General features: G+C 65.7%; 33 protein-coding genes and 3 tRNA genes. 18 read left to right on the top strand and 18 right to left on the bottom strand.

Annotated elements, in window-relative coordinates:
* Window positions 1-8: 8 nt before the first annotated feature.
* Window positions 9-272: a hypothetical protein gene (locus D0Y85_RS14160; protein WP_093820578.1), complete on the bottom strand. Its 264-nt coding sequence runs from the start codon at window positions 270-272 to the stop codon at window positions 9-11.
* Window positions 272-568, bottom strand: coding sequence for a hypothetical protein (locus tag D0Y85_RS14155; protein WP_025876254.1), 297 nt, complete (start codon window positions 566-568; stop codon window positions 272-274). Before D0Y85_RS14155 ends, D0Y85_RS14160 begins: the two co-directional genes overlap by 1 nt.
* A 419-nt stretch (window positions 569-987) precedes the next feature.
* Between D0Y85_RS14155 and thrS the strand changes: the two genes are divergently transcribed.
* From thrS to D0Y85_RS14100, 11 genes are all read left to right on the top strand, one after another.
* The gene (thrS, locus tag D0Y85_RS14150; RefSeq protein ID WP_117310906.1) at window positions 988-2,889 is read left to right on the top strand and encodes a threonine--tRNA ligase; all 1,902 of its coding nucleotides are present in this window, start codon (window positions 988-990) and stop codon (window positions 2,887-2,889) included.
* A 49-nt stretch (window positions 2,890-2,938) separates the two neighbouring features.
* On the top strand, window positions 2,939-3,481 hold the full coding sequence (infC, locus tag D0Y85_RS14145) for a translation initiation factor IF-3 (protein ID WP_025876259.1): 543 nt from the start codon (window positions 2,939-2,941) through the stop codon (window positions 3,479-3,481).
* Window positions 3,482-3,754: 273 nt separating this feature from the next.
* The gene (rpmI, locus tag D0Y85_RS14140) at window positions 3,755-3,952 is read left to right on the top strand and encodes a 50S ribosomal protein L35 (protein ID WP_002811096.1); all 198 of its coding nucleotides are present in this window, start codon (window positions 3,755-3,757) and stop codon (window positions 3,950-3,952) included.
* Between the two features lie 10 nt (window positions 3,953-3,962).
* Entirely contained in the window at window positions 3,963-4,322 is a 360-nt protein-coding gene (rplT, locus tag D0Y85_RS14135) for a 50S ribosomal protein L20 (protein WP_005410435.1), read from the top strand.
* A 194-nt stretch (window positions 4,323-4,516) separates the two neighbouring features.
* Window positions 4,517-5,512, top strand: a complete 996-nt coding sequence (gene pheS / locus D0Y85_RS14130; protein ID WP_032978609.1) for a phenylalanine--tRNA ligase subunit alpha — start codon at window positions 4,517-4,519, stop codon at window positions 5,510-5,512.
* An 83-nt stretch (window positions 5,513-5,595) separates the two neighbouring features.
* Complete coding sequence (gene pheT / locus D0Y85_RS14125; RefSeq protein ID WP_117310905.1) at window positions 5,596-7,977, top strand: phenylalanine--tRNA ligase subunit beta; 2,382 nt, start codon at window positions 5,596-5,598, stop codon at window positions 7,975-7,977.
* 27 nt (window positions 7,978-8,004) lie between these two features.
* The gene (locus D0Y85_RS14120) at window positions 8,005-8,304 is read left to right on the top strand and encodes an integration host factor subunit alpha (RefSeq protein WP_005410432.1); all 300 of its coding nucleotides are present in this window, start codon (window positions 8,005-8,007) and stop codon (window positions 8,302-8,304) included.
* Complete coding sequence (locus D0Y85_RS14115) at window positions 8,285-8,641, top strand: MerR family transcriptional regulator (RefSeq protein WP_005410431.1); 357 nt, start codon at window positions 8,285-8,287, stop codon at window positions 8,639-8,641. The genes D0Y85_RS14120 and D0Y85_RS14115 overlap by 20 nt, the downstream gene beginning before the upstream one ends.
* 67 nt (window positions 8,642-8,708) lie before the next feature.
* Window positions 8,709-8,785, top strand: a tRNA-Pro gene (locus D0Y85_RS14110).
* 118 nt (window positions 8,786-8,903) lie between these two features.
* On the top strand, window positions 8,904-9,107 hold the full coding sequence (locus D0Y85_RS14105; protein ID WP_025876303.1) for a hypothetical protein: 204 nt from the start codon (window positions 8,904-8,906) through the stop codon (window positions 9,105-9,107).
* Window positions 9,101-9,442: a phosphotyrosine protein phosphatase gene (locus D0Y85_RS14100; protein WP_025876304.1), complete on the top strand. Its 342-nt coding sequence runs from the start codon at window positions 9,101-9,103 to the stop codon at window positions 9,440-9,442. Before D0Y85_RS14105 ends, D0Y85_RS14100 begins: the two co-directional genes overlap by 7 nt.
* Here the strand turns inward: D0Y85_RS14100 and D0Y85_RS14095 are convergent.
* The 3 genes from D0Y85_RS14095 to D0Y85_RS14085 form a co-directional block, all read right to left on the bottom strand.
* The gene (locus D0Y85_RS14095; protein WP_117310904.1) at window positions 9,412-9,861 is read right to left on the bottom strand and encodes a GNAT family N-acetyltransferase; all 450 of its coding nucleotides are present in this window, start codon (window positions 9,859-9,861) and stop codon (window positions 9,412-9,414) included. The two genes, D0Y85_RS14100 and D0Y85_RS14095, sit on opposite strands and share 31 nt — an antisense overlap.
* The gene (locus tag D0Y85_RS14090) at window positions 9,858-10,184 is read right to left on the bottom strand and encodes a DUF6713 family protein (RefSeq protein ID WP_229290053.1); all 327 of its coding nucleotides are present in this window, start codon (window positions 10,182-10,184) and stop codon (window positions 9,858-9,860) included. Before D0Y85_RS14090 ends, D0Y85_RS14095 begins: the two co-directional genes overlap by 4 nt.
* Window positions 10,185-10,270: 86 nt before the next feature.
* Window positions 10,271-10,780, bottom strand: a complete 510-nt coding sequence (locus D0Y85_RS14085) for a DUF3011 domain-containing protein (protein ID WP_117310902.1) — start codon at window positions 10,778-10,780, stop codon at window positions 10,271-10,273.
* Window positions 10,781-11,105: 325 nt separating this feature from the next.
* Here D0Y85_RS14085 and D0Y85_RS14080 point away from each other — a divergent pair, with 325 nt between their 5' ends.
* The gene (locus D0Y85_RS14080) at window positions 11,106-11,423 is read left to right on the top strand and encodes a hypothetical protein (RefSeq protein WP_229290052.1); all 318 of its coding nucleotides are present in this window, start codon (window positions 11,106-11,108) and stop codon (window positions 11,421-11,423) included.
* Window positions 11,424-11,443: 20 nt separating this feature from the next.
* Here the strand turns inward: D0Y85_RS14080 and D0Y85_RS14075 are convergent, their stop codons facing one another.
* Entirely contained in the window at window positions 11,444-12,136 is a 693-nt protein-coding gene (locus D0Y85_RS14075; RefSeq protein ID WP_117310900.1) for an aspartate/glutamate racemase family protein, read from the bottom strand.
* Window positions 12,137-12,273: 137 nt separating this feature from the next.
* Between D0Y85_RS14075 and D0Y85_RS14070 the strand changes: the two genes are divergently transcribed.
* From D0Y85_RS14070 to D0Y85_RS14060, 3 genes are all read left to right on the top strand, one after another.
* The gene (locus tag D0Y85_RS14070) at window positions 12,274-12,906 is read left to right on the top strand and encodes a cation transporter (protein WP_117310899.1); all 633 of its coding nucleotides are present in this window, start codon (window positions 12,274-12,276) and stop codon (window positions 12,904-12,906) included.
* Window positions 12,907-13,005: 99 nt separating this feature from the next.
* Window positions 13,006-13,644: a LysE family translocator gene (locus tag D0Y85_RS14065; protein ID WP_117310898.1), complete on the top strand. Its 639-nt coding sequence runs from the start codon at window positions 13,006-13,008 to the stop codon at window positions 13,642-13,644.
* 104 nt (window positions 13,645-13,748) lie between these two features.
* Window positions 13,749-13,922: a DUF1328 domain-containing protein gene (locus D0Y85_RS14060; RefSeq protein WP_099843146.1), complete on the top strand. Its 174-nt coding sequence runs from the start codon at window positions 13,749-13,751 to the stop codon at window positions 13,920-13,922.
* A gap of 25 nt (window positions 13,923-13,947) precedes the next feature.
* On the opposite strand, the gene D0Y85_RS14055 is transcribed toward D0Y85_RS14060, so the two are convergent.
* The 5 genes from D0Y85_RS14055 to D0Y85_RS14035 form a co-directional block, all read right to left on the bottom strand.
* Window positions 13,948-14,280: an SMR family transporter gene (locus D0Y85_RS14055; protein WP_117310897.1), complete on the bottom strand. Its 333-nt coding sequence runs from the start codon at window positions 14,278-14,280 to the stop codon at window positions 13,948-13,950.
* 13 nt (window positions 14,281-14,293) lie between these two features.
* The gene (locus tag D0Y85_RS14050; protein WP_117310896.1) at window positions 14,294-14,866 is read right to left on the bottom strand and encodes a TetR/AcrR family transcriptional regulator; all 573 of its coding nucleotides are present in this window, start codon (window positions 14,864-14,866) and stop codon (window positions 14,294-14,296) included.
* Window positions 14,867-14,943: 77 nt separating this feature from the next.
* Window positions 14,944-15,699, bottom strand: coding sequence for a transporter (locus tag D0Y85_RS14045; protein WP_162887677.1), 756 nt, complete (start codon window positions 15,697-15,699; stop codon window positions 14,944-14,946).
* Between the two features lie 70 nt (window positions 15,700-15,769).
* Window positions 15,770-16,003, bottom strand: a complete 234-nt coding sequence (locus D0Y85_RS14040; RefSeq protein WP_117310894.1) for a DUF1653 domain-containing protein — start codon at window positions 16,001-16,003, stop codon at window positions 15,770-15,772.
* Window positions 16,004-16,014: 11 nt separating this feature from the next.
* On the bottom strand, window positions 16,015-16,278 hold the full coding sequence (locus D0Y85_RS14035) for a hypothetical protein (RefSeq protein ID WP_117310893.1): 264 nt from the start codon (window positions 16,276-16,278) through the stop codon (window positions 16,015-16,017).
* 418 nt (window positions 16,279-16,696) lie between these two features.
* Between D0Y85_RS14035 and D0Y85_RS14030 the strand changes: the two genes are divergently transcribed.
* From D0Y85_RS14030 to D0Y85_RS14020, 3 genes are all read left to right on the top strand, one after another.
* Window positions 16,697-16,903, top strand: a complete 207-nt coding sequence (locus tag D0Y85_RS14030; RefSeq protein ID WP_117310892.1) for a hypothetical protein — start codon at window positions 16,697-16,699, stop codon at window positions 16,901-16,903.
* A gap of 124 nt (window positions 16,904-17,027) precedes the next feature.
* The gene (locus D0Y85_RS14025; protein ID WP_117310891.1) at window positions 17,028-17,591 is read left to right on the top strand and encodes a DUF3011 domain-containing protein; all 564 of its coding nucleotides are present in this window, start codon (window positions 17,028-17,030) and stop codon (window positions 17,589-17,591) included.
* A 174-nt stretch (window positions 17,592-17,765) separates the two neighbouring features.
* Window positions 17,766-17,969, top strand: coding sequence for a hypothetical protein (locus tag D0Y85_RS14020; protein ID WP_032978640.1), 204 nt, complete (start codon window positions 17,766-17,768; stop codon window positions 17,967-17,969).
* Window positions 17,970-18,118: 149 nt separating this feature from the next.
* Here D0Y85_RS14020 and dxs read toward each other — a convergent pair whose 3' ends face one another.
* From dxs to D0Y85_RS13980, 7 genes are all read right to left on the bottom strand, one after another.
* A complete protein-coding gene (dxs, locus tag D0Y85_RS14015) occupies window positions 18,119-20,026 on the bottom strand; it encodes a 1-deoxy-D-xylulose-5-phosphate synthase (protein ID WP_117311940.1) in 1,908 nt (635 codons plus the stop codon).
* A 105-nt stretch (window positions 20,027-20,131) separates the two neighbouring features.
* Window positions 20,132-20,797 carry an HNH endonuclease gene (locus D0Y85_RS14010; RefSeq protein WP_025876340.1) on the bottom strand — a complete coding sequence of 222 codons (666 nt, stop codon included), beginning with the start codon at window positions 20,795-20,797 and terminating at the stop codon, window positions 20,132-20,134.
* Between the two features lie 395 nt (window positions 20,798-21,192).
* Entirely contained in the window at window positions 21,193-22,983 is a 1,791-nt protein-coding gene (locus tag D0Y85_RS14000) for an acyl-CoA dehydrogenase C-terminal domain-containing protein (RefSeq protein WP_117310890.1), read from the bottom strand.
* Window positions 22,984-23,048: 65 nt separating this feature from the next.
* Window positions 23,049-23,525 carry an LEA type 2 family protein gene (locus D0Y85_RS13995; protein WP_117310889.1) on the bottom strand — a complete coding sequence of 159 codons (477 nt, stop codon included), beginning with the start codon at window positions 23,523-23,525 and terminating at the stop codon, window positions 23,049-23,051.
* A 164-nt stretch (window positions 23,526-23,689) separates the two neighbouring features.
* The gene (locus D0Y85_RS13990) at window positions 23,690-24,241 is read right to left on the bottom strand and encodes a lipocalin family protein (RefSeq protein WP_117310888.1); all 552 of its coding nucleotides are present in this window, start codon (window positions 24,239-24,241) and stop codon (window positions 23,690-23,692) included.
* Between the two features lie 172 nt (window positions 24,242-24,413).
* A tRNA-Phe gene (locus D0Y85_RS13985) sits at window positions 24,414-24,489 on the bottom strand.
* Between the two features lie 42 nt (window positions 24,490-24,531).
* A tRNA-Phe gene (locus D0Y85_RS13980) sits at window positions 24,532-24,607 on the bottom strand.
* Window positions 24,608-24,649: the final 42 nt, after the last annotated feature.

Raw genomic sequence — 24,649 nt, 5'->3', positions numbered from 1 at the left:
AGTCGATCTCATTGCACTGCGCCGGCCAGGCGCAGCAGGCCGAGTACGGCAAAGCCCAGGGCCGCGCAACCGGCCAGGGTCAGCCAGGCGCGCAACGCGCTGCGGAAGCTGAAGGCCCACAGCGCAGCCAGCATCCACAACGGGACGAACGCGATCAGGCTCGGCACCAGGGCCTTCTGCCAGGGGCCCGGCGGCAGCCATGCGACCAGGCCGGTCGCCGCAGCGGCAAGGAAGAAGCCGGCGAAGATGCCGGCCAGTGCGCGCGACCACATCAGCGCGGCTCCACATCGGGGCGGTGCCACGCGGCCAGTGCCGGCAGCAGCATGGCGGCCAGCATCCAGGTGCACAGCATCGCCACCAGGCCGGCGGCAAAGCCCAGTTCGGCCATCCACAGCCACAGCGCAGCGACTGCAGCGACCAGGCCGATCTGCCGGCCCAGGCGCCCGGCACGGCGCAGGCGTGGCCAGCGGCAGTGCGGGGAGGCGGCATAGAAGGCCAGCGCGGAGAACATCGCCGACAGCATGCCGAGGCTGCAGAAGCCCAGGGTCGACAGGCCAACGGTGATCATCGGGGGCTCCGGGCCCGGCATATGGCCGGTGAACGCGGGGCACGGGCGGGACCGGCAGGCGCCGGTCGGGGCGGGTGGCGCATTGCAGGATCCTGGGGGGAAGCGGGCAGGCCGGCACGGGGCGGGCTGCGCGGACATGGTAATCATTGCGTTTTCACGCCGCCAGCCAGCGCCATTCAGGCACCGCTTGGGCTTTGTCCGCCGCTGGTTTAAGATCACCGGCAACCACATCCTGGAACCAAGGTGGCCCGCGCACTGCGCCGGCCGAGCGTGCGACATGAGCACTACCACCGCCCACTGTTGACCTGCCCCGAAGGCCCTGCATTCCAGGCGCCCTCGCGGCGCTTTTTTATTGCCCGGACGACAGCCCGGGAGCGCTTTCCAGCCCGCTACGGCGGGCCCCGCATGAAGCCATTGCAATGATCACGATTACCCTTCCCGACGGCAGCCGCCGCGAATTCGAAAACCCCGTCAGCGTCATGGACGTCGCCCAGTCGATCGGCGCCGGCCTGGCCAAGGCCACCATCGCCGGTTCGGTGGATGGCGTGCTGGTCGATGCCAGTGACGTCATCGACCACGATGCGTCCCTGCGCATCATCACCGCCAAGGACGAGGAGGGCGTGGAAATCATCCGCCACTCCAGCGCCCACCTGGTCGGACACGCGGTCAAGCAGCTCTATCCGGACGTGAAGATGGTGATCGGCCCGGTGATCGCCGAGGGCTTCTACTACGACATCTACTCCGAGCGCCCGTTCACCCCCGAAGACATGGCGGCGATCGAAAAGCGCATGGGCGAGCTGATCGCGCAGGACTACGACGTCATCAAGAAAGTGACGCCGCGCGCGGAAGTCATCGAGATCTTCAAGGCCCGTGGCGAGGACTACAAGCTGCGCCTGATCGAGGACATGTCGCCTGACATCCAGGCGATGGGCATGTACTACCACCAGGAATACGTGGACATGTGCCGTGGTCCGCACGTGCCGAACACGCGCTTCCTGAAGGCCTTCAAGCTGACCCGCATTTCCGGCGCCTACTGGCGTGGCGATGCCAAGAACGAGCAGTTGCAGCGCATCTATGGCACCGCATGGGCCGACAAGAAGCAGCTCGATGCGTACATCAAGCGCATCGAGGAAGCCGAAATGCGCGACCACCGTCGCATAGGCAAGCAGCAGGACCTGTTCCACCTGCAGGAAGAAGCACCGGGCCTGGTGTTCTGGCATCCCAAGGGCTGGGCGCTGTGGCAGGTGGTCGAGCAGTACATGCGCAAGGTCTACCGCAACAGCGGCTATGGCGAAGTGCGCTGCCCGCAGATCCTGGACGTGAGCCTGTGGAAGCAGTCCGGCCACTGGGACAACTACCAGGACAACATGTTCTTCACCGAGTCGGAAAAGCGTACCTACGCGGTCAAGCCGATGAACTGCCCGGGCCACATCCAGGTGTTCAACCAGGGCCTGCACAGCTATCGCGACCTGCCGATCCGCTACGGTGAATTCGGTTCCTGCCACCGCAACGAGCCCTCCGGCGCGCTGCACGGCATCCTGCGCGTGCGTGGCTTCACCCAGGACGACGGCCACGTGTTCTGCACCGAGGCGCAGATCGAATCGGAAGTGACCGCGTTCCACCAGCAGGCACTGGCGGTCTACCAGCACTTCGGCTTCGACGAGATCCAGATCAAGATTGCCCTGCGACCGGAATCGCGCCTGGGTGACGATGCCACTTGGGACAAGGCCGAGGGCGCGCTGCGTTCGGCGCTGACCGCCTGTGGCGTGGAATGGCAGGAACTGCCGGGCGAGGGCGCCTTCTACGGCCCGAAGATCGAGTACCACCTGAAGGACGCCATCGGCCGCACCTGGCAACTGGGCACCATGCAGGTCGATTTCATGATGCCCGGCCGTCTGGGCGCTGAATACGTGGACGAGAACAGCCAGAAGAAGCATCCGGTGATGCTGCACCGGGCCATCGTCGGCTCGATGGAGCGTTTCCTGGGCATCCTGATCGAGCACCATGCTGGCCAGTTCCCGGCCTGGCTGGCACCGACCCAGGTGGTGGTGGCCAATATCACCGATGCGCAGGCTGAATACGTCTCTGCGGTGACCAAAAGCCTTGCGGATCAAGGCTTCCGCGTCACCGCCGATTTGCGTAACGAGAAGATCGGCTATAAGATTCGCGAGCACACGCTGCAGCGCGTGCCGTACCTGCTGGTCATTGGTGACCGCGAGAAGGAAAACGGCGCTGTGGCGGTGCGTACGCGTTCTGGCGAAGATCTCGGCAGCATGAGCCTCCAGGCTTTCACCGAGCGGCTCCAGGCCGAGGGCGCGTAAACAAAGGTCCGGCCCGTGCGCATTGGCGCCCGGGCCGGGTTCGACACCCTTGGGAGATCGCAATATCAGTACCCCTGACAACAAACAGAACCGCAAGAATCAGGAAATCCGTGTGCCGCGCGTCCGCGTGATCGGCAGTGACGGAGAAATGATCGGCGTGTTGACGCGAGACGAAGCGTTGTCCATGGCCGAAGATGAAGGCCTGGACCTGGTCGAGATCCAGCCGCAGGCCGACCCGCCGGTGTGCAAGATCATGGACTTCGGCAAGTTCAAGTTCGAAGCCCAGAAGAAGGCCAGCGAGGCCAAGAAGAAGACCAAGCAGGTCGAGATCAAGGAAGTGAAGTTCCGTCCGGTCACGGACGAGGGCGACTACCAGATCAAGCTGCGCAAGATGCGCGGTTTCCTTGAAGAAGGCGACAAGATCAAGGTCAACATCCGTTTCCGTGGCCGTGAAATGAGCCACCAGGAACTGGGCCGCGAGATGGCGGGCCGGATCGAAGCCGATCTGGGCGAAGACATCGTCATCGAATCCCGTCCGCGCCTGGAAGGGCGTCAGATGGTGATGATGATCGCGCCGAAGAAGAAGACCTGACGCCTGACGGGCTGCCTCGCGGGGCGCCTGGCGGCTGAATGGATGAAGGTGAAGGGACGCCGCTGGCGTCCTTTTGCTTTTCCGGGGCGGGCAGGGCCGGTCTCGGTGTGAAAACGGTGTGGGGGCTGGTTACAGGGCGGATTTGCCTGTATCATGCCCGGCTCGACCCACCCAGGACGGGTCGTACGCCGATCATGGCAGGACGGAAAGAGCGGCCCAGGCCGCCGCCAGATCAGTCAGAAACCAGGGTCATATCCCATCAAGGACATTGCAATGCCCAAGATCAAGACCAACCGGGCAGCGGCCAAGCGTTTCCGCAAGACCGCCTCGGGCAAGTACAAGTGCGGCCACGCCAACCGTAGCCACATCCTCACGAAGAAAGCGACCAAGCGTAAGCGTAACCTGCGTCAGACGAATCACGTCCGCGCAGAAGACGCAGGCCGTCTGGACCGCATGCTTCCCTACCTCTGAGGACTGATACATGGCACGAGTAAAGCGTGGCGTACAGGCGCGTCGCCGCCACAAGAAAATCCTTGATCTGGCGAAGGGCTACTACAATGCCCGTCGCAAGGTCTTCCGCGTCGCCAAGCAGGCGGTCATCAAGGCACAGCAGTACGCCTACATCGGCCGTAAGCAGAAGAAGCGCAACTTCCGTTCGCTGTGGATCACCCGCATCAACGCGGCTGCCCGCATCAACGGCCTGAGCTACAGCCGTTTCATGAACGGCCTGCTGAAGGCTGGCATCACCCTGGACCGCAAGGTTCTGGCTGACATCGCCGTGCACGACGCAGCTGGCTTTGCTGCACTGGCCGAAAAGGCCAAGGGCGCACTGGCGGCATAAGTCCTTCCCGATGCCGTTGCCGTTCACGGAGAACGGTGTCAGGTAGAGGCAATGCATGGGGAAGGGCGCAAGTCCTTCCCCATTCTTTTTTGTGCCGGGCGCAGCCGTGCAGATGGCGGGCGACCGGCAAGCGGTTGCGACGGCGCGGCCCTTCGCGCATCGCGATGGCAGACCGACTGGAGTTCCGGCTACCCATGAGCGACATCCAATCCCTCACTTCCCAGGCGCTGGCCGATGTGGCCGCCGCGCAGAGCCCGGACGCGCTGGAGCAGCTGCGCGTGGCCCTGCTTGGCAAGAGCGGCAGCATCACCTCGCAGCTCAAGCAGCTCGGTGCGCTGCCGGCCGATGAGCGCAAGGCGGCCGGTGAGGCCATCAACCAGGCCCGCGACGCGCTGAGCAGCGCGCTGGGCGAGCGCAAGGCGGTGCTGGAAGATGCTGCGCTCGATGCGCGGCTGGCGGCCGAGGCGATCGACATCACCTTGCCGGGCCGCAGCGGCGAACGCGCCGGCCTGCACCCGATCACCCGCACCCTCGAGCGCATCACCGGCATCTTCGGCCGGCTGGGCTACGAGTTGTCCGAAGGGCCGGAGATCGAGGACGACTGGCACAACTTCGAGGCGCTGAACTTCCCGCCGCACCATCCGGCGCGCGCCATGCATGACACCTTCTACTTCGGTGACGGCCGGCTGCTGCGCACGCATACCTCCGGTGTGCAGGTGCGCTACATGGGCGAACACCAGCCGCCGCTGCGCATGATCGCCGCCGGCAAGGTCTACCGCAGCGACAGCGACCAGACCCATTCGCCGATGTTCCACCAGGTCGAAGGTCTGCTGGTCGACGAGCATTCGACCTTCGCCGACCTGAAGGGCACGTTGTCCGAGTTCGTGCGCGCGTTCTTCGAGCGTGATTTCGAGATGCGCTTCCGCCCCAGCTACTTCCCGTTCGTTGAACCCGGCGCGGAAGTGGACATCGCCTGGCAGCAGCCCGATGGCAGCACCCGCTGGCTGGAAGTGCTCGGCTGCGGCATGGTGCACCCGAACGTGCTGCGCAACGTCGGCATCGATCCGGAACGCTACACCGGCTTTGCCTTCGGCATGGGCGTGGAGCGTTTTGCGATGCTGCGCTATGGCGTCAACGACCTGCGCGCGTTCTTCGAAAATGACGTGCGCTTCCTCAAGCAGTTCGCGTAACGCATAAGGTAGCGCCGGGCCATGCCCGGCGGACTCAACAACGCAGGCCCAGGCGCATGCGCCGGGCCCACCAGGGTGACCCCATGAAATTCTCCGAAAACTGGCTGCGCAGCCACGTCCCGACCACTGCCTCGCGCGATGAGCTCAGCGCGGTGCTGACCGCCATCGGCCTGGAAGTGGAAGACGTGACCGCGCTTGGCGATGGCCTGCAGCACGTGGTGGTGGCGCGTATCGTCGAAGCCGAGCGCCATCCCGAAGCGGACCGCCTGCAGGTGTGCAGGGTTGATGCGGGGCAGGCTGAGCTGCTGCAGATCGTCTGTGGTGCGCCGAATGCACGACCGGGCCTGGTCGCGCCGCTGGCGATGGTCGGTGCGCAGATCGGTGAGTTGAAGATCAAGCCGGCCAAGCTGCGCGGCGTCGAATCCAACGGCATGCTGTGCTCGGCCAAGGAGCTGGGCCTGGACAACGATGCCTCGGGCCTGCTGGAACTGCCTGATGATGCCCCGGTCGGCCAGTCCCTGGTGGAGTACCTCGGCCTGCCGGATGCCAGCATCGAGATCAAGCTGACCCCCAACCGCGCCGACTGCTTCAGCATCCGCGGCATCGCCTATGACGTCGCCGCAGCGACGCGCAGCGAAGTACTGGATTTCATCGCAGCGCCGATCGCTGCCCAGAGCAGCCGCGAGCTGGCAATCCAGCTCGATGCAGGTGCCGAAGCGCCGCGCTATCTCGGTCGAGTCATCGAAGGCGTGAATGCCGCGGCGAAGACCCCGTTGTGGATGGCCGAGCGCCTGCGCCGCAGTGGCGTGCGCCCGGTATCGCTGCTGGTCGACATTACCCAGTACGTGATGCTCGAACTGGGCCAGCCGATGCATGCCTACGATCTCGGCACCCTGCAGGGCACGATCGGTGTGCGCCGTTCGCGCGCAGGCGAAAGCCTGAAGCTGCTGGATGGCCGCGATGCTGCGCTGGACGACAGCTTCCTGGTGGTCACCGACGCCGATCGTGCGGTCGGCCTGGCCGGCCTGATGGGCGGCTTCGATACGCGCGTCACCGATGCCACAACCGCTGTGTTCCTGGAAGCGGCGCACTTCGCGCCGGCCGCAATCATGGGCCGCGGCCGCAAGCTGGGCCTGCACACCGATGCCGGGCACCGCTTCGAGCGTGGCGTCGACCCGGCGCTGCCGCGTACTGCCATCGAATATGCCACCCGCCTGGTGCTGGACCTGGCCGGCGGTACCCCGGCGCCGGTTACCGAGGCCGTGCGTGAAGCCGATCTGCCGCAGCCGGCGACGATCCTGCTGCGCCGCGCGCGCATCACCCGCGTGCTGGGCATCACCATCGAAGACGCCGAAGTCGAGCGCATCCTGCGCGCGCTGGGCATGGACGTGGTCGCCGCTGGCGAGGGCTGGCAGGTTACTGCGCCGAGCCGCCGCTTCGACATCGCCATCGAAGAAGACCTGATCGAGGAACTGGCCCGTATCCACGGCTACGAGGAGATTCCGACCACGCTGCCGGGCGGTGCCTCGCGCGTGGCGATGCCCAGCGAAACCCAGCTGGACGCGCTGAGCGTGCGCCGCCAGCTGGTCGCACGCGATCTGCAGGAAACCGTCAATTTCGCCTTCGTTGACGATGGCCTGCTGGGCCAGTGGCAGCTGCGCGAGGATCTGGTACCGCTGGCCAACCCGCTGTCGGCCGAACTGGCGGTGATGCGCCCGTCGCTGCTGCCGGGCCTGGTCGCCACGCTGGGCCGCAACGCCGCCCGCCAGCTCGGCCGGGTGCGCCTGTTCGAACTCGGCCGTGTGTTCGCGCAGCAGGCCGGAGATGGCCAGCCGGCGCCGCTGGAAACCCCGCGCGTGGCCGCTGCGGTCTGCGGCGAAGCGCAGGCGGTGCAGTGGGGCCTGCCGACCCGCAAGGTCGATTTCCATGACCTGAAGGGCGATCTGGAATCGCTGGCCGCAGCCAGTGGCGCGGTCCTGGAGTTCCGCCCGTCCTCGCGTGCCTACGGCCATCCGGTGCGTTCGGCCGAGGTGTTCCGCGACGGCCTGGCGATCGGCTGGATCGGCCAGATCCACCCGCGCCTGGCCAAGGCGATGGACATCGACGTGGACGTGTACGCCTTCGAGCTGGATCTGGAAGCGCTGTCGGCCCGTGCGCTGCCGCGCGCCGGCGAGCTGTCGCGCTACCCGGCGGTGCGCCGCGACCTGGCCTTCCTGGTGCCTGAACAGGTGGCCTGGAGTGACCTGGCCGCGACCATCCGCCAAGCTGCCGGGCCGCTGCTGCGCGAGCTGAACCTGTTCGATCGCTATGTCGGCCAGGGCGTCGAGCCGGGATTCAAGAGTCTCGCTATGGGCTTGATTTTGCAGGACAAGTCGCGCACTCTGACGGACCGCGACGTGGAAGCGGTAGTGGCCGAGGCGGTTACTGCCATCGAGCGTGAACACCACGCCCGGATCCGCGGCTGAGCGGGCAGCACTCGGGGGTAGCAGGCAATGGCATTGACCAAGGCGGAGATGGCGGAAAAGCTGTTCGACGAAGTCGGTCTGAACAAGCGGGAAGCCAAGGAATTCGTCGACGCGTTCTTCGATGTGCTGCGTGAAGCATTGGAACAGGGACGTCAGGTGAAGCTGTCGGGCTTTGGCAATTTCGACCTGCGGCGCAAGAACCAGCGCCCGGGTCGCAACCCCAAGACCGGCGAGGAAATTCCGATTTCCGCCCGTACGGTGGTTACCTTCCGTCCGGGCCAGAAGCTCAAGGAGAGGGTGGAAGCTTATGCTGGATCCGGGCAGTAACCGCGAACTTCCGCCGATTCCGGCCAAGCGCTACTTCACCATTGGTGAAGTCAGCGAACTGTGCGACGTCAAGCCGCACGTGCTGCGCTACTGGGAAACCGAGTTTCCCAGTCTCGAGCCGGCCAAGCGCCGTGGCAACCGTCGTTACTACCAGCGCCACGACGTGCTGATGGTGCGGCAGATCCGCAGCCTGCTGTACGAACAGGGCTACACCATCGGTGGCGCGCGCCTGCGCCTGGATGGTCCGGATGCGCGCGAGGAATCGGCCTTGAGCAACCAGATCATCAAGCAGGTGCGGATGGAACTGGAAGAAGTGCTGCAACTGCTGCGTCGCTGACCCATTTCCGCCGTAATCCGCTATACTTCACGGCCCGCCGCACTGGCGGGTACATCGCAGCATCAGTCGGGGCGTAGCGCAGCCTGGTAGCGCATCTGCCTGGGGGGCAGAGGGTCGTCGGTTCGAATCCGGCCGTCCCGACCACTGTGATGTAACAGACAAGCCTGCGCAGCGATGCGTGGGCTTTTTTGTTGCGGCGTTGTATCCTGCGCGCACTCGTACTACCGCGGCTGCTGAACCCGGTACTCACGAGAACACGATCATGGAAACGCAAAGGAACCGCGCCTGGAGGCGCTCGCAGTCGCGCCACCACGCTGGCGACCACACGGCAGCACCGTCGATCTTCAAGCCGGAAAAGAACTGGAAGCTGATGTATACGCGCGGCGACAAGCTGCTGCGGGCGCGCCAGCTGGGTTTCACCTATCCAGTCCTCAGCCCGCGGCAACTGCTGGACCAGGAATGTTGAACCTGTTGTTTGTCTGCAGTCGCAACCAGCTGCGCAGCCCCACCGCTGAAGCGATGTGGCAGCGCCGGCCAGGTATCAGTGCGCGCTCGGCAGGCACCAGCCCGCATGCGCGCCGGCCCATCAGCCCAGCGGACATCCGCTGGGCTGATGTCATCTTCGTGATGGAGCCCAAGCACCAGCATCGGCTGCAGGCGAATTTTGCCCGCCTGCTTGAACACACGCCGCTGCACTGCCTGGATATCCCCGACGACTATCGCTGCATGGATCCGGCGCTGATGGCGCTGCTGGAAGCGAAGGTCGCGCCTTACCTCACATCGTCAGTAGCGAAGCGGTAGATCAACTCCGGATCGCCTTCGTCGAGGCCGTGCACGATGCCGCACTGCTGGAAACCAGCGGCTGCCAGCAGCCGCTGCATGTTGGCGTTGGATTGGTTGGTGGAGGTGAAAAGCCTGGCACCTGCGCTGCACGACGTGGCATGCAGAAGCAGCGCGCTGCCGACGCCGTGTCCGCGCAGTGGCGCGGCGACCATCAGCATCTCGATGAAGGCTTCACCGAAGAAGTGCCGGTGCTGGACCCGGTAGCCGGCCAGCGTGTCGTCGAGTTCGGCGACGTGCATGTGGCCGTCCGCCAGCCATTGGCCGATCTGCACGGCACGCCGTGGGTCATCGGCCGCAACGCTGTCCAGGGCGATCAGTGCCGGAAGATCCGTGCACACGGCCGCGCGTATCCGAACTGCTGGAGCCCGCACGTTCATCGCCGACGGCTGCGCAGCAGCAAACCGCTGCCGCTGACCAGGCAGGCCAGAAGCGTGAGCAGCGACAGGGGCAGGTGGAATTCATCGCGACCGGCCGCAGCGAAGCCTGCATGGATGAGGACTGTGCCGATACCCAGCGCGCCGCACAGCAGTGCGTAGCGGCGCGCAGAGCCCAGGCCGAGCACGACCTGACGGTAACCGTGCAGCAGTACGCCGATGGCAAGCAGATTGAAAAGCAGGAATCCCTGGATGCCGCCGGGTACTTGGAACATCCGCCACTCCTGCCAGAACGCGGCATCGATCTGATGCAGCAGCAAGGACATCATCGTTGCCAGGTACCAGCGTTCCATGCGGTGTTTCCTGCTGCGGGAGCTTCATTCTAGCGATGATGGGCCCGCAGCCATCGCACTCAGTAGACGCGGAATTCGGCGCGGCAGCCGTCGCTGACCCATACACCGCGTCGGTCCCAGCCCCAGTTGCGGTCTTCGGTGCAGGTGGTGACCGATTTCTGCTTGACCAGCCGCACGTCATGACGGACGCGGATGCGGCACTGTTTCTCCTTGTTTTCGTAGGATTCGCAGACCAGGCGCTCGCCATCGCGATCACGGTCACGCCCACGCCCGGGCCAGCGGCCACGCCCGCGTTCTTCGGCGACGAATTCGGCGCGGCAGCCGTCGGTAACCCACAGCATGCCGCGGCGCTGTCCCCAGTTGTCATCTTCAACGCATCGCGTCACCGACAGCTGCCGCGCCAGTCGCGCGCGTCCTTCGAACCGGCACTGCTGGGTCTTGTTGAAGTGCGATTCGCAGGTCGTGCGCGGTGATGAGTCGCTGTCGTAGTCCTGGGCCGAGACGGTGGTGGCGACCAGCAGCAGGGCAAGCGCAGAACCGCCAAAAGGCAGTAGCAGGCGAAGGCTCATTGAAACCTCGGGTTGGGGGATGGGACGCAAGAATGGCGCACGTGCGACGCTCTGCGACGACCGGGGCCTGCACTCGCTCAGGAGGGATTTACAAGTGTGCAACGGCGCATGCGGGGGGTTACATCCCGTATCATCCCGTGCACATCCGACTGCATCGGTTTACAGTTTTTTACACGTTCCAGCGCTTTCGGACGCGGCCTTCGGGCATCGCCCGTGGCCGCTGGCGCGGGTGCGGACAAGGATGTGCGGACCACGACGACCACAGGGGGTTGCGTTGATCAGCAGTATCGTCATTCATCGGTCTGCCGGCACAGGCGCGGCCGACGTGCAGGTCCTGGACACGACGTTCAAGGGCAAGCGTGTTTTTGTTGCCTGGGGCCTGCGTGGCCTGGAACTGACCCGCGAAGCCGAGCCGGAAGATACGGTCGCGGCACGCGATGCCTTGCGGCGGGTTTCCCGCCAGGCTGACGGGCCGCGCAGCAGCGAGATTTTCATTGCAAGCCAATCGGGCGTGGCCATCAGTGTCTACCGGATGCTGACCGAAGCCCGCAGCGGCGACGCCGTGTTCTTCCTGTGCGATTCGCCACCGGTGGTGGAATGGCTGCTCACTTCGCTGGCGATACAGCCCGAATCACCGGCGTGACCGAGCGCACCCGGCGTACATCAGGCCAACGCCGCGTCCACTGCCGCGCGCGCATGCAGGGTCGTGGTGTCGAACAGCGGCACCGGGCTGTCTTCGGCGCGTACCAGCAGCATGATCTCGGTACAGCCGAGGATGATCGCCTGGGCACCGCGGGCAACGAGGCGTTCAATCACTTCGACGTACACCTGCCGTGATCGCTCGTTGACCACCCCGGCGATCAACTCCTCGTAGATGATCGCGTGTACCTCGCGGCGGTCATCGGCCTCTGGAACCAGTACGTCCAGGCCGAAGCGCTCGCTCAGGCGGCCACGGTAGAAGTCTTCCTCCATGGTGAAGGCGGTGCCGAGCAGGCCGACGCGCTGCAGACCGGCCTGCACGATCGCCGTGGCGGTCGGGTCGGCGATATGCAGCAAGGGCAGCGGGCAGGCCGCCTCGATCCCAGCAACGAGCTTGTGCATGGTGTTGGTGCAGATCAGCAGCAGGTCGGCGCCACCGGCCTGCAGCCGCTGTGCGGCATCGACCATCTCGTTGCCCAGGGCATCCCAGTCGCCGTCGTGCTGCAGCTGCTTGATGCGGGCGAAATCCAGCGACCACATCAGCAACTGCGCCGAATGCGCGCCGCCCAACCGCGCGCGTACCTCTTCGTTGATGAGGCGGTAGTACTGCGCCGAACTCTCCCAGCTCATGCCACCGATCAGGCCAAGCGTCTTCATGCGTGTCTCCGTGTCGGGGAAGCGCCATTGCAGCACAACATGGGCCGGGGCGTGCAATTGTGGGTGGACCCGTCGCAGCAGCTGCCGACGGGCCTGATCGGCGTGATAATGGGGTACGACAGGCAGAGGGCAGGGCGATGGGCGAATGCTGTGGCTGCGGCAAGACGCTGGATGTGGCAGCCATGCAGGCGCGCCAGCGGCGCGTGCTGTGGATCGTCCTGCTGATCAACCTGGCGACCTTCCTGATGATGGTCGGCGCGTCCTGGTACAGCCATTCGTCCTCGTTGCTCTCCGGTGCGCTGGACAACCTGGGCGATGCGGCGACCTATCTGCTGAGCCTGCTGGTGGTGGGGGCCGGCGTGGCGGCCAAGGCGCGGGTTGCGTTGTTCAAGGGCGTGCTGATCCTGGCGGCGGCCGTGGCAGTGGCGGCACAGATCGGATGGCGGCTGGCGCATCCGCAGGTTCCCCTGTTTGAAAGCATGGGCCTGGCCGCGCTGCTGAACCTGGCTGCGAACGGTTTCTGCCTGTGGCTGCTGACGCCATATCGCAATGACGACGTGAACCTGGCATCGGCCTGGGAATGCGCACGCAACGACATCTTCGAGGGCGTTTCGGTGGTGCTGGCGGCCGGTCTGGTGGCGCTGTTCGGTGCCGGTTGGCCGGACCTGCTGGTCGCCATCGCGCTGCTGGTCGTGTTCCTGCGCTCGGCGCTGCGGGTGCTGCGCATCGCGATGACCGAGCTGCGCGCATCGCGCATTGCCACCGGCTGAGCCGCAGCAGCTGTAACCGTCGAATCGACCCCGGACTGTACATGGTGGTGACAGCCGCTGCGCACTATCCTTGCAGGGATTATTACGGTGAATGAAGTGATGGCCCTGCATACCTGGTGGTGGTTCCTGGCGACAGTCTTCGTGCTGTGTGGCACGCCGGGACCGAACATGCTGCACATCCTGGGGCGCAGCGTCGGCCTGGGCTTCCGTCGCAGCGTGCCGGCCATGGCCGGTTGCCTGCTGGCGATGCTGTTGGTGCTTGCGGCGTCCGCAGCCGGCCTGAGCGCGGTGCTGCGCTCGTCGCCGATGCTGTTCGATGTGCTGCGCTACCTGGGTGTGGCCTACCTGGCCTGGCTGGGCATCAAGGCCTGGCGGGACAGCTACCGGCAGGCGCCGGTGATAATCGATGCCGATGCGTCGCTGGCGCCGGTGCACGGCGCCTGGGCAGTGTTCCGTGGTGGCCTGCTGGTGGGGTTGAGCAATCCCAAGCTGCTGCTGTTCGCCGCCGCGTTCCTGCCGCAGTTCGTCGACCCCGCGGGTGGCCAGGCCGCGCAGTACACGGTGCTGGTGGCGACCTTCGCCACCTGCGAACTGTTCTGGTACGTGATGTATGCCGCAGGCGGACATGGGCTGCGCCGTTGGCTGGCAAAGCCATTTGCGCAACGCTGGTTCGAACGGCTGGTCGGCAGCGTGTTCCTCGCTTTCGCAGTGGCGCTGCTGCGCTTCCGGCCGCGCTGAGCGGGTTCGTTTCACGCCGCGCCTGCGGCCTGTTCACGCGTGTGGCATCGCGGCGTACCTAACCTGATCCCACCTTCAGTATTCCCGCCAGGGAGAGGATCGACATGATCAAGTGGGCCATCATTTTCGCCATCATCGGCCTGATCGCCGGTGCGCTGGGTTTCGGCGGCGTTGCCGGCGCTGCCGTGGGCATCGCCAAGTTCCTGTTCTGGGCCGGCATCATCATTGCCGTTGTGCTGTTCGTGCTTGGCATGACCGTTGCCAAGAAGGTCGCCTAGCCCAGGTGTTCGTGCAGCAGCGCGTTCAATGCGCGCTGCTGTGCGAGAACAGGTTGATGACCAGCACGCCGGCACAGATCAGGCCGATACCGATCAACGCCGGAGCGTCCAGGCGCTGCTTGAACACCAGCACTCCGATCAGAGAAATCAGCACGATGCCGACGCCGGACCAGATCGCATAGGCGATGCCGGGGGGGATCGACTTCATCGTCAGCGACAGCAGGTAGAAGCACACGCCGTAACCGGCAAGCGCGCCCAGCGTGGGACCGAGCCGGGTCATGCCTTCGGATGCCTTGAGCAGGGACGTGGCGATCACCTCCAGCACGATCGCACCGGCCAGGTAGACATATGGGTTCATCGAATCCTCCTGCTCATGCCGGTTCGCACAGCTTCAGTGCCTCCAGGGCCATGGCCTGGGCATTCTGGCGTTCGTCTTCGTCCAGCGGCCGCCCATAGGCGGTGGCCCAGTAACCATCGGCAACGCAACGCGCGGCGTACAGGCGCGGATCGCAGGCTTCATCCGGGAACTCGGCGAGCATGCCGCGCAGCCACGTGCGCCAGTAGACCAGAAGCGCCGGCTCCAGCATGTTGCCCATGGTGAGCCCGATGTCGTTGATCTGCTCCTGCTGCAGCAGATGCTCGAAATTCACCTGCACATAGGCACGGCTGAAGCCGCCATGGCGGGGCGGAGACTGCCGCAGCACCGCGCGCACCCTGTCCTCGAAGTCGGCGATGAGCGCGGTCAGCGTCGCCTCGACCAGGTCCTGCTTGCTGCTGAAATGGTGGAAGAGTGCGCCCTTGCTGACACCGGCGGCGTCGGCGACGTCCTGCACGGTGAGGGCCGCCAGCCCATTCTGGCCGAGGGTATGGGCGGTCGCGTGCAACAGTGCCTGGCGCACGCTGTCGGGCGCCTTGCGGCGCGAGCGGGGAGGGGATTCTGTCATGGGGGAACGAAACCGACTGGACGGTATGATTGTAGCGCGAGGGCGATGCGCCCGGCGCGCACGATCAGGTCTTGAGCTCACTGCAGATAGAACGCGATGCCGGTGCCGAGCTGCAGGTCGGGGCTGTTGCGATTGAGGCCCAGGTCGAACGAGGCGTCAAACTGCACGTTCGGCCGCAGCATCCAGGTCAGGCCTGCGCCGGCGATGGCCTGGTCGGGTTGCTGGTTGGCGTGGGTGAAACCGGCTTCGAGATAGGTGCCCAGCCGCTCGGTCACGCTCAACGAGAGGCTGGGCGACCAGGTGGTGCTGCGCTGGCCGGCGCCACGCTGATGACTGCCATACAGCGCGCCGCTCCAGCGGTCGTTGAAGCTGTGCTCGACGCTGGCGGCCAGCGCGTACTGGCGGCCGTCGCTGAAGGCTGCATCGCCACGCGCGATCACCCCGCTGGCCAGCAGCGCCCACGCCGTGCGCTCGGTACTGCCGGGACCTGCCCATTTCACTCCGACGGTGCTGTCGCCGGCGCCGCGCTGCTGCGTGCGCGGCATGTCGGGGCCACGTTCTCGCTGACGCTGCCATGGCGTGGACGCCAACTGCAGTTCCCAGCCCGGCGCCAGCCCGGTGCGCAGCAGCAGGTCGCTGGACAGCGTCGTCGTGCGCAGGCCGTCGCGATCACGCTCACGTTGATAGCTGGGCAGGCCCAGTTCGACGGCAAGGCCGCCACGCGGCACCGTGTCGGTGCCGAAGCCGATGCCGGGACGATCGAAGCTGGGAGGCTCCGCGCCCAGCACCGGGGTACTGGCCAGCGACAGGGCGATCAACAGGGTGTGGCGCATGCGGGTTCCGTCTCGCAGGGGGTCTTCAGCATGCCCGGCGATACCGTGCGCGCGGCGTGAGCCGCACCGCTCAGTCGCTGATGCGGGCGAAACGGGCCTGCGGGCCGTGCTCACCGGGCACCTGCTCGATGAACATCGAATAGGGGCGCACCCACAGGCCGCCCTCGCCATACAGAGCGCGATAGAGAACCATCGGCTGCAGCGTCTCACTGCTGCGGACGATGTCGATCACCTCGTACTCGCCACCTTTGAAGTGGCGGTAGCGGCCAGGTGCCAGCGCGGGTAGCGGGGTCAGGTCGGTCATGGGTGGGCCCGTTACCTGCGTGCCGGCGACGCCGGGGTGGCGCAGTAGGCATCGATGGCTTCGGCGGTGTTGGCCAGGCCTTGCGCCTGCGCCAGTTCCCACGGGCGCTCGCAGCGCCGGCTGCGTTCGCACCACTGATAGCCGGCCGAACCGATGCATCCGTGCGCGTCGCGATCGCCACCGACCACGGGTGTGGCGGCGTCATGGGTGACCGGTTTTTCCGGGCTGGCACACGCGGCAACGGCCAGCAGCGGGATCAGCATCAGGACTTTCATGGGCGCGGCTCCGTGCCGTAAACCGACAGTCTGTTCGGTCCCGGCAGCAGCGGCAAGCATCGCTGGCCGATGGTCAACTCAGCGATGCGCGGACCAGTTCCTCGATCAATACCACGTAGCTGGCGGCGAAATACAACTTCAGCAGCGTCGAACGCTGCAGTGGAAGCGAGGTGCGCATGTGGAAGGGGCCCCTGTTGATGACGATAGTGTGAAGCGCGGCTGACTTCGTGACAAGAGTCACGGAACGGGTTTCCTAAACGGCCTCAGGGACGTGATGGGGCGGCCCTTTCCGAGGCGCTGGTAGGGATTTTTCGGATAAATCTGATAGGTCTTCCCCGATGCGCTGGCTAGGCTGGTCGGGCATTGGGAATCGGCCTTGCGCCGGTCCCCCGATTTCCCGGAAACGCAGGAGCCCCTCATGGTCATCACCGTCCAATGCCACGCCCAGCGCTGGTCCGTCCTGGATCCGCAGACTCGCGCGACCGAAGTGTTCAGCACCGGTGCGGCCGCCTTCGATGCCGCTGCCTCGCGGGCCAGCGAACATCACCACCGTACCGGCCAGCACAGCACCGTGCGCGTGGAAGCGCTGGGTACTGCGGTCGACGCGCTGCACTTCGGCCGCTGAGCCGCCGCAGTCAGTTGCGGTTGGGTTGGTTGAATGGGGGAAAAACCGTCGTCGCGGCTCCCTCTGTGCGCCACGCCGGGAATCCCCGATGCTTGCCTCCACCGTATTCACCTGGAGACAAGGGATGGGCAAGGGACTCACCTGGCGCACCGTGGCGTGCACCCTGTTGCCGATGATGGCTGCCGCTGGCGGCGTGCAGGCGCAGAACTATGGCTACAACGATCGCTACGATGATCGTGGTGGCAATGGCATCGTGCGCTGCGAATCGGTCAAGAACCGCAGCAACGAGTGCCGTCTGGAAGGGCGTGCGCGCATGATCCGCCAGTTGTCCGGCTCCCCCTGCGTGGAAGGTGAGACCTGGGGCCAGTCCCGCTATGGTGTCTGGGTTACCCAGGGCTGCCGTGCCGAATTCGTCGGTGAATACCGGCGGCCCGGCGGTGGCGGCGGTGGCTGGGGCGGCGACGGTGGCAACGGCTGGGGCGGCAGCCAGTGGGGTGGTGGCGGCCAGGTGATTGCCTGCCATTCCAATGACCGGCGCCAGCAGTACTGCGATGCGCAGGTTCGTCGCGGCGTGCGTCTGGTACGACAGGAATCGCGCAGTGCCTGCATCGAAGGCCAGACCTGGGGCTGGGACCGCCGTGGCATCTGGGTCAGCAATGGCTGCAGGGCCCAGTTCCAGGTGAATTGAGCGGCTGTCGCAATCGGCTCAAGATCAGAAAAATCTGATAGCGATCACACTTCTTTCCTCGTATTGTCGACTCCCGGGACGCCTTGCGCGTCCCGGTTCGCACTGGCCATTCCTGTCGCGCTTGGTGCGGTCATTCTCTCGTCGTCGATACGCTGTTCAAGGAGTGAGCAACGCATGTTGATCCGACTGCAATGTGAGCAGCGCCAATGGCGCGTGCTGCACCCGGACAAGCCGGAGCCGATCGAGTTCCGCGATGGCGTCCGTGCCTTCGATTTCGCCGAAACCCTGGCCCGCCTGCATTTCACCGATACCGGCCAGCGCGCCTCGGTGCGGGTGGAGTCCAGCGGTGCGTTTGTCGAGGCGATCAGCTACGGCTGAGCACGCCCTTCGCCGGCAGGGTCCGCGCCATCCACGCATGGCGTGGATCTGCTTTTGCGCCACCAGCAGTCTGGTAGATCCACGCCATGCGTGGATGAGGAACCTGGGGAGCCACGCATGACGTGGCCCCCATCCCCCTGGCAATGCTCTCAGCCCGCCGCGCTCAACGGCGGGTTGCCGGCTGCCAGCTGCGGCCAGCGCTTGAGCAGGGCGGTACGGATGCCGGCCGCATCGATGCCGGCCTCGGCCAGCAGATCCTCGCGGCTGGCGTGGTGCTGGAAGGCATCGGGCAGGCCCAGGTGCAGGATCGGGCGCAGCACGTCCTCGGCATTGAGCAGTTCGGCCACGGCCGAACCTGCGCCGCCCGCCACCACGTTGTCCTCGATCGTCACCAGTGCGTCGTGCTGGCCGGCCATGGCCAGCACCAGCTCGCGGTCCAGTGGCTTGATGAAACGCATGTTGACCACGCTCAAACCCAGTTCGCGACCCACCTGTTCGGCGGCGGCGACGGTGCTGCCGAACGCGAGCAGGGCGACGCGGTTGCCCTGCAGGCGCAGCTCGCCCTTGCCGATCGGCAGGGTCGACAGATCGCTGCCGGCATCCACGCCGGTACCGCTGCCGCGCGGGTAGCGCACCGCTGCCGGGCCGGGGTGCTGCAGGCCGGTGCTGAGCATCTGCCGGCACTCGGCTTCGTTGGAGGGTGCCATCACCACCATGTTCGGCACGCAGCGCAGGAAGCTGAGGTCGAGGTTGCCGGCGTGGGTTGCACCGTCCGGGCCGACGACGCCGGCGCGATCGATCGCGAACAGCACATCCAGGTCCTGGATGGCCACGTCATGCACCAACTGGTCGTACGCGCGCTGCAGGAAGGTGGAATAGATCGCCACCACCGGCTTGCCGCCCTGGGTGGCCATGCCTGCGGCCAGGGTCACCGCGTGCTGCTCTGCGATGGCTACGTCGAAGTAGCGCTGCGGATATTCCCTGCTGAAGCGCACCAGGCCCGAGCCTTCGCGCATCGCCGGAGTGATGCCATACAGACGCGGCTCGGCCGCGGCGGCGTCACACAACCAGTCGCCAAACACATCGGTATAGGTTGGCTTCTTCGCGCCGGTCTTGGCCACCAGGCCCTTGTCCGGATCGAACGGGCCCACCGCGTGGTAGCCGATCTGGTCGCCTTCGGCCGGCTCGTAACCCTTGCCCTTGGTGGTCATCACATGCAGCAGCTTCGGGCCCTTGGAGGCACGCAGCGTCTTCAGCGCGGACAGCAGCGCCGGCAGGTCATGGCCATCGATCGGGCCGGTGTAATGGAAGCCCATTTCCTCGAACATCGTGGACGGCACGAACATGCCCTTCCAGTGTTCTTCCCAGCGCTTCACGAAACGCGCGGGGTTGTTCTTCTTGTCGCCGAGGATCTTCTTGCCGCCTTCGCGCAGCGCATTGAGCGTGCGGCTGCCGGTGGCGCGGCCGAGCATCTTGGTCAGCCCGCCTACTGCCTCGGAGATCGACATGTTGTTGTCGTTGAGGATCACCAGCAGGTTCGGTTCCGGTTCCATGCCGCCGGCATGCATCAGCGCTTCGAAGGCCATGCCGGCAGTCATCGCGCCATCGCCGATCACAGCCACGACCTTGCGATCATCGCCTTCGCTCTGGCGCGCGATGGCCATGCCCAGCGCGGCCGAGATCGAGGTCGAGGAGTGGCCGACACCGAAGGTGTCGTACTCGCTTTCCTCGCGCTTGGGGAACGGCGCGACGCCATCCTTCTGCTTGACGGTATGGATCTCGTCGCGGCGACCGGTGAGGATCTTGTGCGGATAGGTCTGGTGGCCGACGTCCCAGACCAGCTGGTCGACCGGGGTCTGGTACAGGTAGTGCAGGGCCACGGTGAGCTCGATCACGCCCAGGCCGGCGGCGAAATGGCCACCGCTTTTGCCGACCGATTCGATCAGGTAGGCACGCAGTTCATCGGCGACCGCCGTCAGTTCGGATTCGTCGAACGTGCGCAGGTCATCCGGTGTCTGGATGCGCGCGAGGCGGGGATAGCGGGCAGAGTCGATCATCATGTTCGCACTTGTTCTGAACTCCCATTTTCGCCCTCAAACGGGGGTGGGGCAAGCAAACGCCGCCGCCCGTGACAGGACGGTGAGGGTTGCATTCCCGGATGTTCAGGTGCAGAGCTTGGAACGCTTGGGCAGCTGGGCCCTCAGGAACGCCATCTGGTCGGCCAGGATGTTGCGGTTGGACAGGATCAGGTGCTCGATCCAGCTCGGCCGGTACGGCACTGCCAGCAGCGGCATGCCGGCCTGTTGCGGCGTGCGGTCGCTCTTGCGCGAATTGCAGTGGAAGCAGGCGGTGACTACGTTTTCCCAGGTATCCAGGCCGCCTTTGGACAAGGGCATGACATGGTCGCGGGTCAGGGTCGGGCGTCCAAACTGCTGGCCGCAGTAAAGGCAGAGATGGGCGTCGCGGGCGAACAGGGCCGGGTTGGTCAGGTTCGGCGTCGGGTCCAGTGCACGCGAGCGGGCATGGCCGCGCGCGGCGATGATCGGGTGCAGGTCCATTCCGCTCTGCATGCCACTGCGACGATTGGTCCCACCGTGGATGTGCAGGCAGGGATCGCCGAGGGTCCAGGCGACGGCATCGCGGGCGTAGAGGCAGGCGGCGTCCTGCCAGGTGATCCAGTCCAGGACCCGGCCATGACCATCCAGTGAGAGCAACCGGACCGTGCCGGGGCGATGCAGCGTCGTGGCGTTGGGCGATGCTTCGGCGCCCGGAGCAGAAAACGGAGCTCCGGCTTCGATCAGACCCAAGCGTGTAGTGTCTGTCTCCATCGGGAAAACAGCTTATACCTGAATCATTGCGATTTGGGTATCGCCCGGAGGGCGAAACCCAAATCGCAATGATTCAGGTCCGCGCATTCTTCCTATCCCCCGCGCCGTCGGCGCGCCCCCTTAACAAAGGGGGCTTTTCTCCAGAGGGATTTCGGTGGTTTCCATCCACGCATGGCGTGGATCTACCGGGAAATTGTCGAAGGCGGGGTGGGGCCGGTTGCGGGGGCGTGAGCCGCATGGATGCGGCGACCGAGCTTACATGGACGTACTTGCAGCGTCCCCCGCAATTGGACCCACCCCGCCATCCCGCAGGAAACCAGCTGTTGCTGTTGCTCCAGCTGTTGCGGTTGCCGGCCAGCGGCCGGCACTCCCGTGGGTGCCGACCGCGGCCCGGCTCAGGCGCCGAAGCGTTCGTCGTCCATTGCCATCAGCGGTGCGGCGCCTGCCTGGATGGCGGCGGCGTGGCTGAGGGTGCGCGGCAGCACGCAGGCGAAGTAGAAACGTGCGGTCTCGCGCTTGCCCTGCGCGAATGCTGCGCCGTGTGCGCTGGCATCGGCGGCGGCAACGCTGCGGGCCCACCAGTAGGCCAGCACCACATAACCCGAATAGAACAGGTAGTCGTAGCTGGCCGCGCCCAGTTCGTCCGGATTGGCGGCCGAACGCTGCAGCACGTCCATCGTCAGCTTGCCCCACTCGGCGGCCTTGGCGCGCAGCGGGCCGATGAACTCGGCCAGGCTTTCGCTGCCTTCATTCGCCTTGGCGAACGCCTCGATCTCGGCCAGCATCAGCTTCAGGCCAGCGCCCTGGCTGGACGCGGTCTTGCGGCCGATCAGGTCCAGCGCCTGGATGCCGGTGGTGCCTTCATACAAGGTGGTGATGCGGGCATCGCGGGCCAGCTGTTCCATGCCGTGTTCGCGGATGTAGCCGTGGCCGCCGAAGCACTGCAGGGCGTTGTAGGTGTTCTCGATGCCCCATTCGGTCTGGCAGGCCTTGGAGATCGGGGTCAGGAAGCTCACCAGGGTGTCAGCGCGCTCGCGTTCGCCGGCATCTTCCGCATGGTGGGCGACGTCGATCAGGGTGGCCGCGTGCAGCGCCAGCAGGCGGCTGCCTTCCACCAGCGACTTGATGGTCAGCAGCATGCGACGCACGTCCGGATGCACCAGGATCGGGTCGGCCGGCTTGTCCGGGAACTTGGCGCCGCTGAGCGAACGCGACTGCAGGCGCTCGCGGCTGTACTTCAGCGCGTTCTGATAGGCGCGCTCGGACAGGCCGATGCCCTGCAGGCCGACACCCAGGCGCGCTGTGTTCATCATGGTGAACATCGCCTGCAGGCCCTTGTGCGGCTGGCCGACCAGATAGCCCTGGGCGCCATCGAAATTCATCACGCAGGTGACCGAGCCCTTGATGCCCATCTTGTGCTCGATCGAGCCGCAGCGCAGCGCGTTGCGCTCACCGACGTTGCCGTCGCGGTCGACCTTGAACTTCGGGGTGACGAACAGCGAGATGCCCTTGGCGCCCGGGGGCGCATCGGGCAGCTTGGCCAGCACCAGGTGCACGATGTTGCCGGTCAGGTCGTGCTCGCCGGCGGTGATGAAGATCTTGGTGCCGGTGATCGAATAGCTGCCATCGGCGTTCGGCTCGGCCTTGGTCTTGAGCAGGCCCAGGTCGGTGCCGCAGTGCGGTTCGGTCAGGCACATGGTGCCGGTCCAGCGGCCCTCGATCAGCGGCTTCAGGAAGGCCTCGTGCTGCCAGGCTTCGCCGTGCTGCTTCAGCGCTTCGATGGCGCCGTGCGACAGCAGCGGGAAGTTGCCCCAGGCCAGGTTGGCGGCGTTGATCATTTCATTGAGCGGCACGCCCAGCGTGTGCGGCAGGCCCTGGCCGCCCAGTTCCGGCGACGCGGTCAGGCCGGTCCAGCCGCCGTCGACGAACTGGTCGTAGGCCTGCTTGAAGCCGGGTGGCGTGGTCACTTCGCCGCTGGCCTGGTCGAGCACGCAGCCGATCTCGTCGCCCACGCTGTTGAGCGGGGCCAGTACGCTGGCGCTGAAGCGGCCGGCTTCTTCCAGCACGGCATCGACGACATCGGCGGTGGCGTCGGTGAAGCCCAGGCGGGCGAACAGCGGTTCGACCTTCAGCACATCGTGCAGGCCGAAACGAAGGTCGGAAAGCGGGGCGGTGTAGCTGCTCATCGGTGCGTCTCGATTTGATCAGTAACAGGGGGAGCGGCGCGATGCGTCGCGGCGGAAAGCGGAGATCAGCGCAGCACGCCGGGCAGGCCCGGGGCCTGGTTGAGCGTGCTGCGGCTGTTGATGTCGAAGGTGCGCTGCTTCTTTTCCTGCGGCGTGGCCGACACCGTGCCCTTCAGGCTGTAGGCGAGGGTGCGGTTGCTGGCCAGTGCGTCGGCGATCACCAGGCGCGCGGCCGGGCTGGGCTTGAAGTTCACGTTGATGACATCGGCAGAGACGCCGCCGATGGAGATGCCCGGCTTGGCCGACAGCGGGCCGGCCTCGGTGTCGCCGATGGTCAGGGCCAGTGCGACGTCGTCGAAACTCATCGGCATCGAACTGTAGTTCTGCAGGCGCAGGGCGATCGTCCAGTCGCCGTTGGCCTGCACGGTCAGCTGCTGCAGGCTCGCGGCCGGTTCCGAAACGCGCTTGACGATGCCATCGCCGCAAGCGACCAGGGCCAGGGTGCACAGGACGATCAAGACGGTACGGAAGCGGTGGAACATGGGCGCAGGTCCTCTGAAGGCGGTGCGTGGGATAAGCATACTACGGCGTATGGTGGAAAGGGTCGCCTGCGGCGACCGGCCACAGAGGGTAGCGCGTGAAGATGCACGTCAGGCGTGCGCGATGCCGGAGTGCGGGCGTGGCGTGCGCGGCTGGGCCCAGCGGCTCAGTCGGCGGGTGCGTCGCGTACGGGCGCCATCACGCGCAGCGGCGCCAGGTCGTAACCCATCGCTTGCGCCTTTGCCTTGAGCTGGTCGAACAAGGTGCGGTCCATCTCCGGCAGGCGCGCGAGGATCCACAGATACTTGTGCCCGGGCTCACCGACCATCGCCCACTGGTAGTCCGGGTCGAGCGCGATCACCCAGTAGTCGGCCCAGACCAGGGGCACCCAGCTCAGCCAGTCGGGAACGAAGCGTACCTGCAGCTGGCCGGGTTGCCCGGCAACGGGCCGCGCCACACCCTCGGCGACAATCCGCTCGCCATCGGCCTTGCGGCAGGCGTTGGTGACGCTGATCCGGCCATCGCGGCGCAGCCCGTAGTTGGCAGTGATCTCGCCCACGCACTGCTTCTGGAATGACACCGGCAGATGTGCGATCTCGTGCCACTGCCCGGCATAGCGATCGATGTCCAGTTCGCTCACAGCGCGCACGGGCTCGGCAGCGAGTGCCGGTACGGCGAAAAGCAGCAGGCAGGCGAGCAGGGCAGGGTGCAAGCGCATTGGTCGGCTCCGGGCAGGAGTCTGGAGCGTAGGTTGCGCAGCACGCGGAGGTGTGAATGTTTCGTCAACCCACGTGCCGCATCCGCGCAGGATCGATGCGGCGCGATCCATGTCGTGCGTGGACGGAACGTCACGGACAAAAAAAACCTGCATTTCTGCAGGTCTTCGAACATGGTGGCCGAGGACGGAATCGAACCGCCGACACGGGGATTTTCAATCCCCTGCTCTACCAACTGAGCTACTCGGCCATGTAGAAAAAAAAGACCCGCATTTCTGCAGGTCTTCGAAAGTGGTGGCCGAGGACGGAATCGAACCGCCGACACGGGGATTTTCAATCCCCTGCTCTACCAACTGAGCTACTCGGCCACTTGTTTCGTTGCAGCGATGTCGCTGCCGAGGACGCGCATA

It is taken from the genome of Stenotrophomonas sp. G4, from assembly GCF_003428825.1.
In the GTDB taxonomy this organism is placed as follows: domain Bacteria; phylum Pseudomonadota; class Gammaproteobacteria; order Xanthomonadales; family Xanthomonadaceae; genus Stenotrophomonas; species Stenotrophomonas indicatrix.
This window is presented reverse-complemented; position numbering and strand designations above follow the sequence as displayed.

Excerpts from the sequence above, each read along its gene's own strand:
- D0Y85_RS14105 (WP_025876303.1), top strand. The coding sequence starts at position 8,904 with ATGGAAACGCAAAGGAACCGCGCCTGGAGGCGCTCGCAGTCGCGCCAC.
- D0Y85_RS14025 (WP_117310891.1), top strand. The coding sequence starts at position 17,028 with ATGGGCAAGGGACTCACCTGGCGCACCGTGGCGTGCACCCTGTTGCCG.
- D0Y85_RS14120 (WP_005410432.1), top strand. The coding sequence starts at position 8,005 with ATGGCATTGACCAAGGCGGAGATGGCGGAAAAGCTGTTCGACGAAGTC.
- pheS (WP_032978609.1), top strand. The coding sequence starts at position 4,517 with ATGAGCGACATCCAATCCCTCACTTCCCAGGCGCTGGCCGATGTGGCC.
- D0Y85_RS14060 (WP_099843146.1), top strand. The coding sequence starts at position 13,749 with ATGATCAAGTGGGCCATCATTTTCGCCATCATCGGCCTGATCGCCGGT.
- D0Y85_RS14160 (WP_093820578.1), bottom strand. The coding sequence starts at position 272 with ATGTGGTCGCGCGCACTGGCCGGCATCTTCGCCGGCTTCTTCCTTGCC.
- D0Y85_RS14050 (WP_117310896.1), bottom strand. The coding sequence starts at position 14,866 with ATGACAGAATCCCCTCCCCGCTCGCGCCGCAAGGCGCCCGACAGCGTG.
- D0Y85_RS14095 (WP_117310904.1), bottom strand. The coding sequence starts at position 9,861 with ATGAACGTGCGGGCTCCAGCAGTTCGGATACGCGCGGCCGTGTGCACG.
- D0Y85_RS14055 (WP_117310897.1), bottom strand. The coding sequence starts at position 14,280 with ATGAACCCATATGTCTACCTGGCCGGTGCGATCGTGCTGGAGGTGATC.
- D0Y85_RS14010 (WP_025876340.1), bottom strand. The coding sequence starts at position 20,797 with ATGGAGACAGACACTACACGCTTGGGTCTGATCGAAGCCGGAGCTCCG.
- D0Y85_RS14065 (WP_117310898.1), top strand. The coding sequence starts at position 13,006 with ATGGCCCTGCATACCTGGTGGTGGTTCCTGGCGACAGTCTTCGTGCTG.
- D0Y85_RS14040 (WP_117310894.1), bottom strand. The coding sequence starts at position 16,003 with ATGACCGACCTGACCCCGCTACCCGCGCTGGCACCTGGCCGCTACCGC.
- D0Y85_RS14030 (WP_117310892.1), top strand. The coding sequence starts at position 16,697 with ATGGTCATCACCGTCCAATGCCACGCCCAGCGCTGGTCCGTCCTGGAT.
- D0Y85_RS14045 (WP_162887677.1), bottom strand. The coding sequence starts at position 15,699 with ATGCGCCACACCCTGTTGATCGCCCTGTCGCTGGCCAGTACCCCGGTG.
- pheT (WP_117310905.1), top strand. The coding sequence starts at position 5,596 with ATGAAATTCTCCGAAAACTGGCTGCGCAGCCACGTCCCGACCACTGCC.
- rplT (WP_005410435.1), top strand. The coding sequence starts at position 3,963 with ATGGCACGAGTAAAGCGTGGCGTACAGGCGCGTCGCCGCCACAAGAAA.
- D0Y85_RS14155 (WP_025876254.1), bottom strand. The coding sequence starts at position 568 with ATGATCACCGTTGGCCTGTCGACCCTGGGCTTCTGCAGCCTCGGCATG.
- dxs (WP_117311940.1), bottom strand. The coding sequence starts at position 20,026 with ATGATCGACTCTGCCCGCTATCCCCGCCTCGCGCGCATCCAGACACCG.
- D0Y85_RS14070 (WP_117310899.1), top strand. The coding sequence starts at position 12,274 with ATGGGCGAATGCTGTGGCTGCGGCAAGACGCTGGATGTGGCAGCCATG.
- D0Y85_RS14035 (WP_117310893.1), bottom strand. The coding sequence starts at position 16,278 with ATGAAAGTCCTGATGCTGATCCCGCTGCTGGCCGTTGCCGCGTGTGCC.
- D0Y85_RS13995 (WP_117310889.1), bottom strand. The coding sequence starts at position 23,525 with ATGTTCCACCGCTTCCGTACCGTCTTGATCGTCCTGTGCACCCTGGCC.
- D0Y85_RS14075 (WP_117310900.1), bottom strand. The coding sequence starts at position 12,136 with ATGAAGACGCTTGGCCTGATCGGTGGCATGAGCTGGGAGAGTTCGGCG.
- thrS (WP_117310906.1), top strand. The coding sequence starts at position 988 with ATGATCACGATTACCCTTCCCGACGGCAGCCGCCGCGAATTCGAAAAC.
- D0Y85_RS14100 (WP_025876304.1), top strand. The coding sequence starts at position 9,101 with ATGTTGAACCTGTTGTTTGTCTGCAGTCGCAACCAGCTGCGCAGCCCC.
- D0Y85_RS13990 (WP_117310888.1), bottom strand. The coding sequence starts at position 24,241 with ATGCGCTTGCACCCTGCCCTGCTCGCCTGCCTGCTGCTTTTCGCCGTA.
- D0Y85_RS14090 (WP_229290053.1), bottom strand. The coding sequence starts at position 10,184 with ATGTCCTTGCTGCTGCATCAGATCGATGCCGCGTTCTGGCAGGAGTGG.
- D0Y85_RS14085 (WP_117310902.1), bottom strand. The coding sequence starts at position 10,780 with ATGAGCCTTCGCCTGCTACTGCCTTTTGGCGGTTCTGCGCTTGCCCTG.
- rpmI (WP_002811096.1), top strand. The coding sequence starts at position 3,755 with ATGCCCAAGATCAAGACCAACCGGGCAGCGGCCAAGCGTTTCCGCAAG.
- D0Y85_RS14115 (WP_005410431.1), top strand. The coding sequence starts at position 8,285 with ATGCTGGATCCGGGCAGTAACCGCGAACTTCCGCCGATTCCGGCCAAG.
- D0Y85_RS14000 (WP_117310890.1), bottom strand. The coding sequence starts at position 22,983 with ATGAGCAGCTACACCGCCCCGCTTTCCGACCTTCGTTTCGGCCTGCAC.
- D0Y85_RS14020 (WP_032978640.1), top strand. The coding sequence starts at position 17,766 with ATGTTGATCCGACTGCAATGTGAGCAGCGCCAATGGCGCGTGCTGCAC.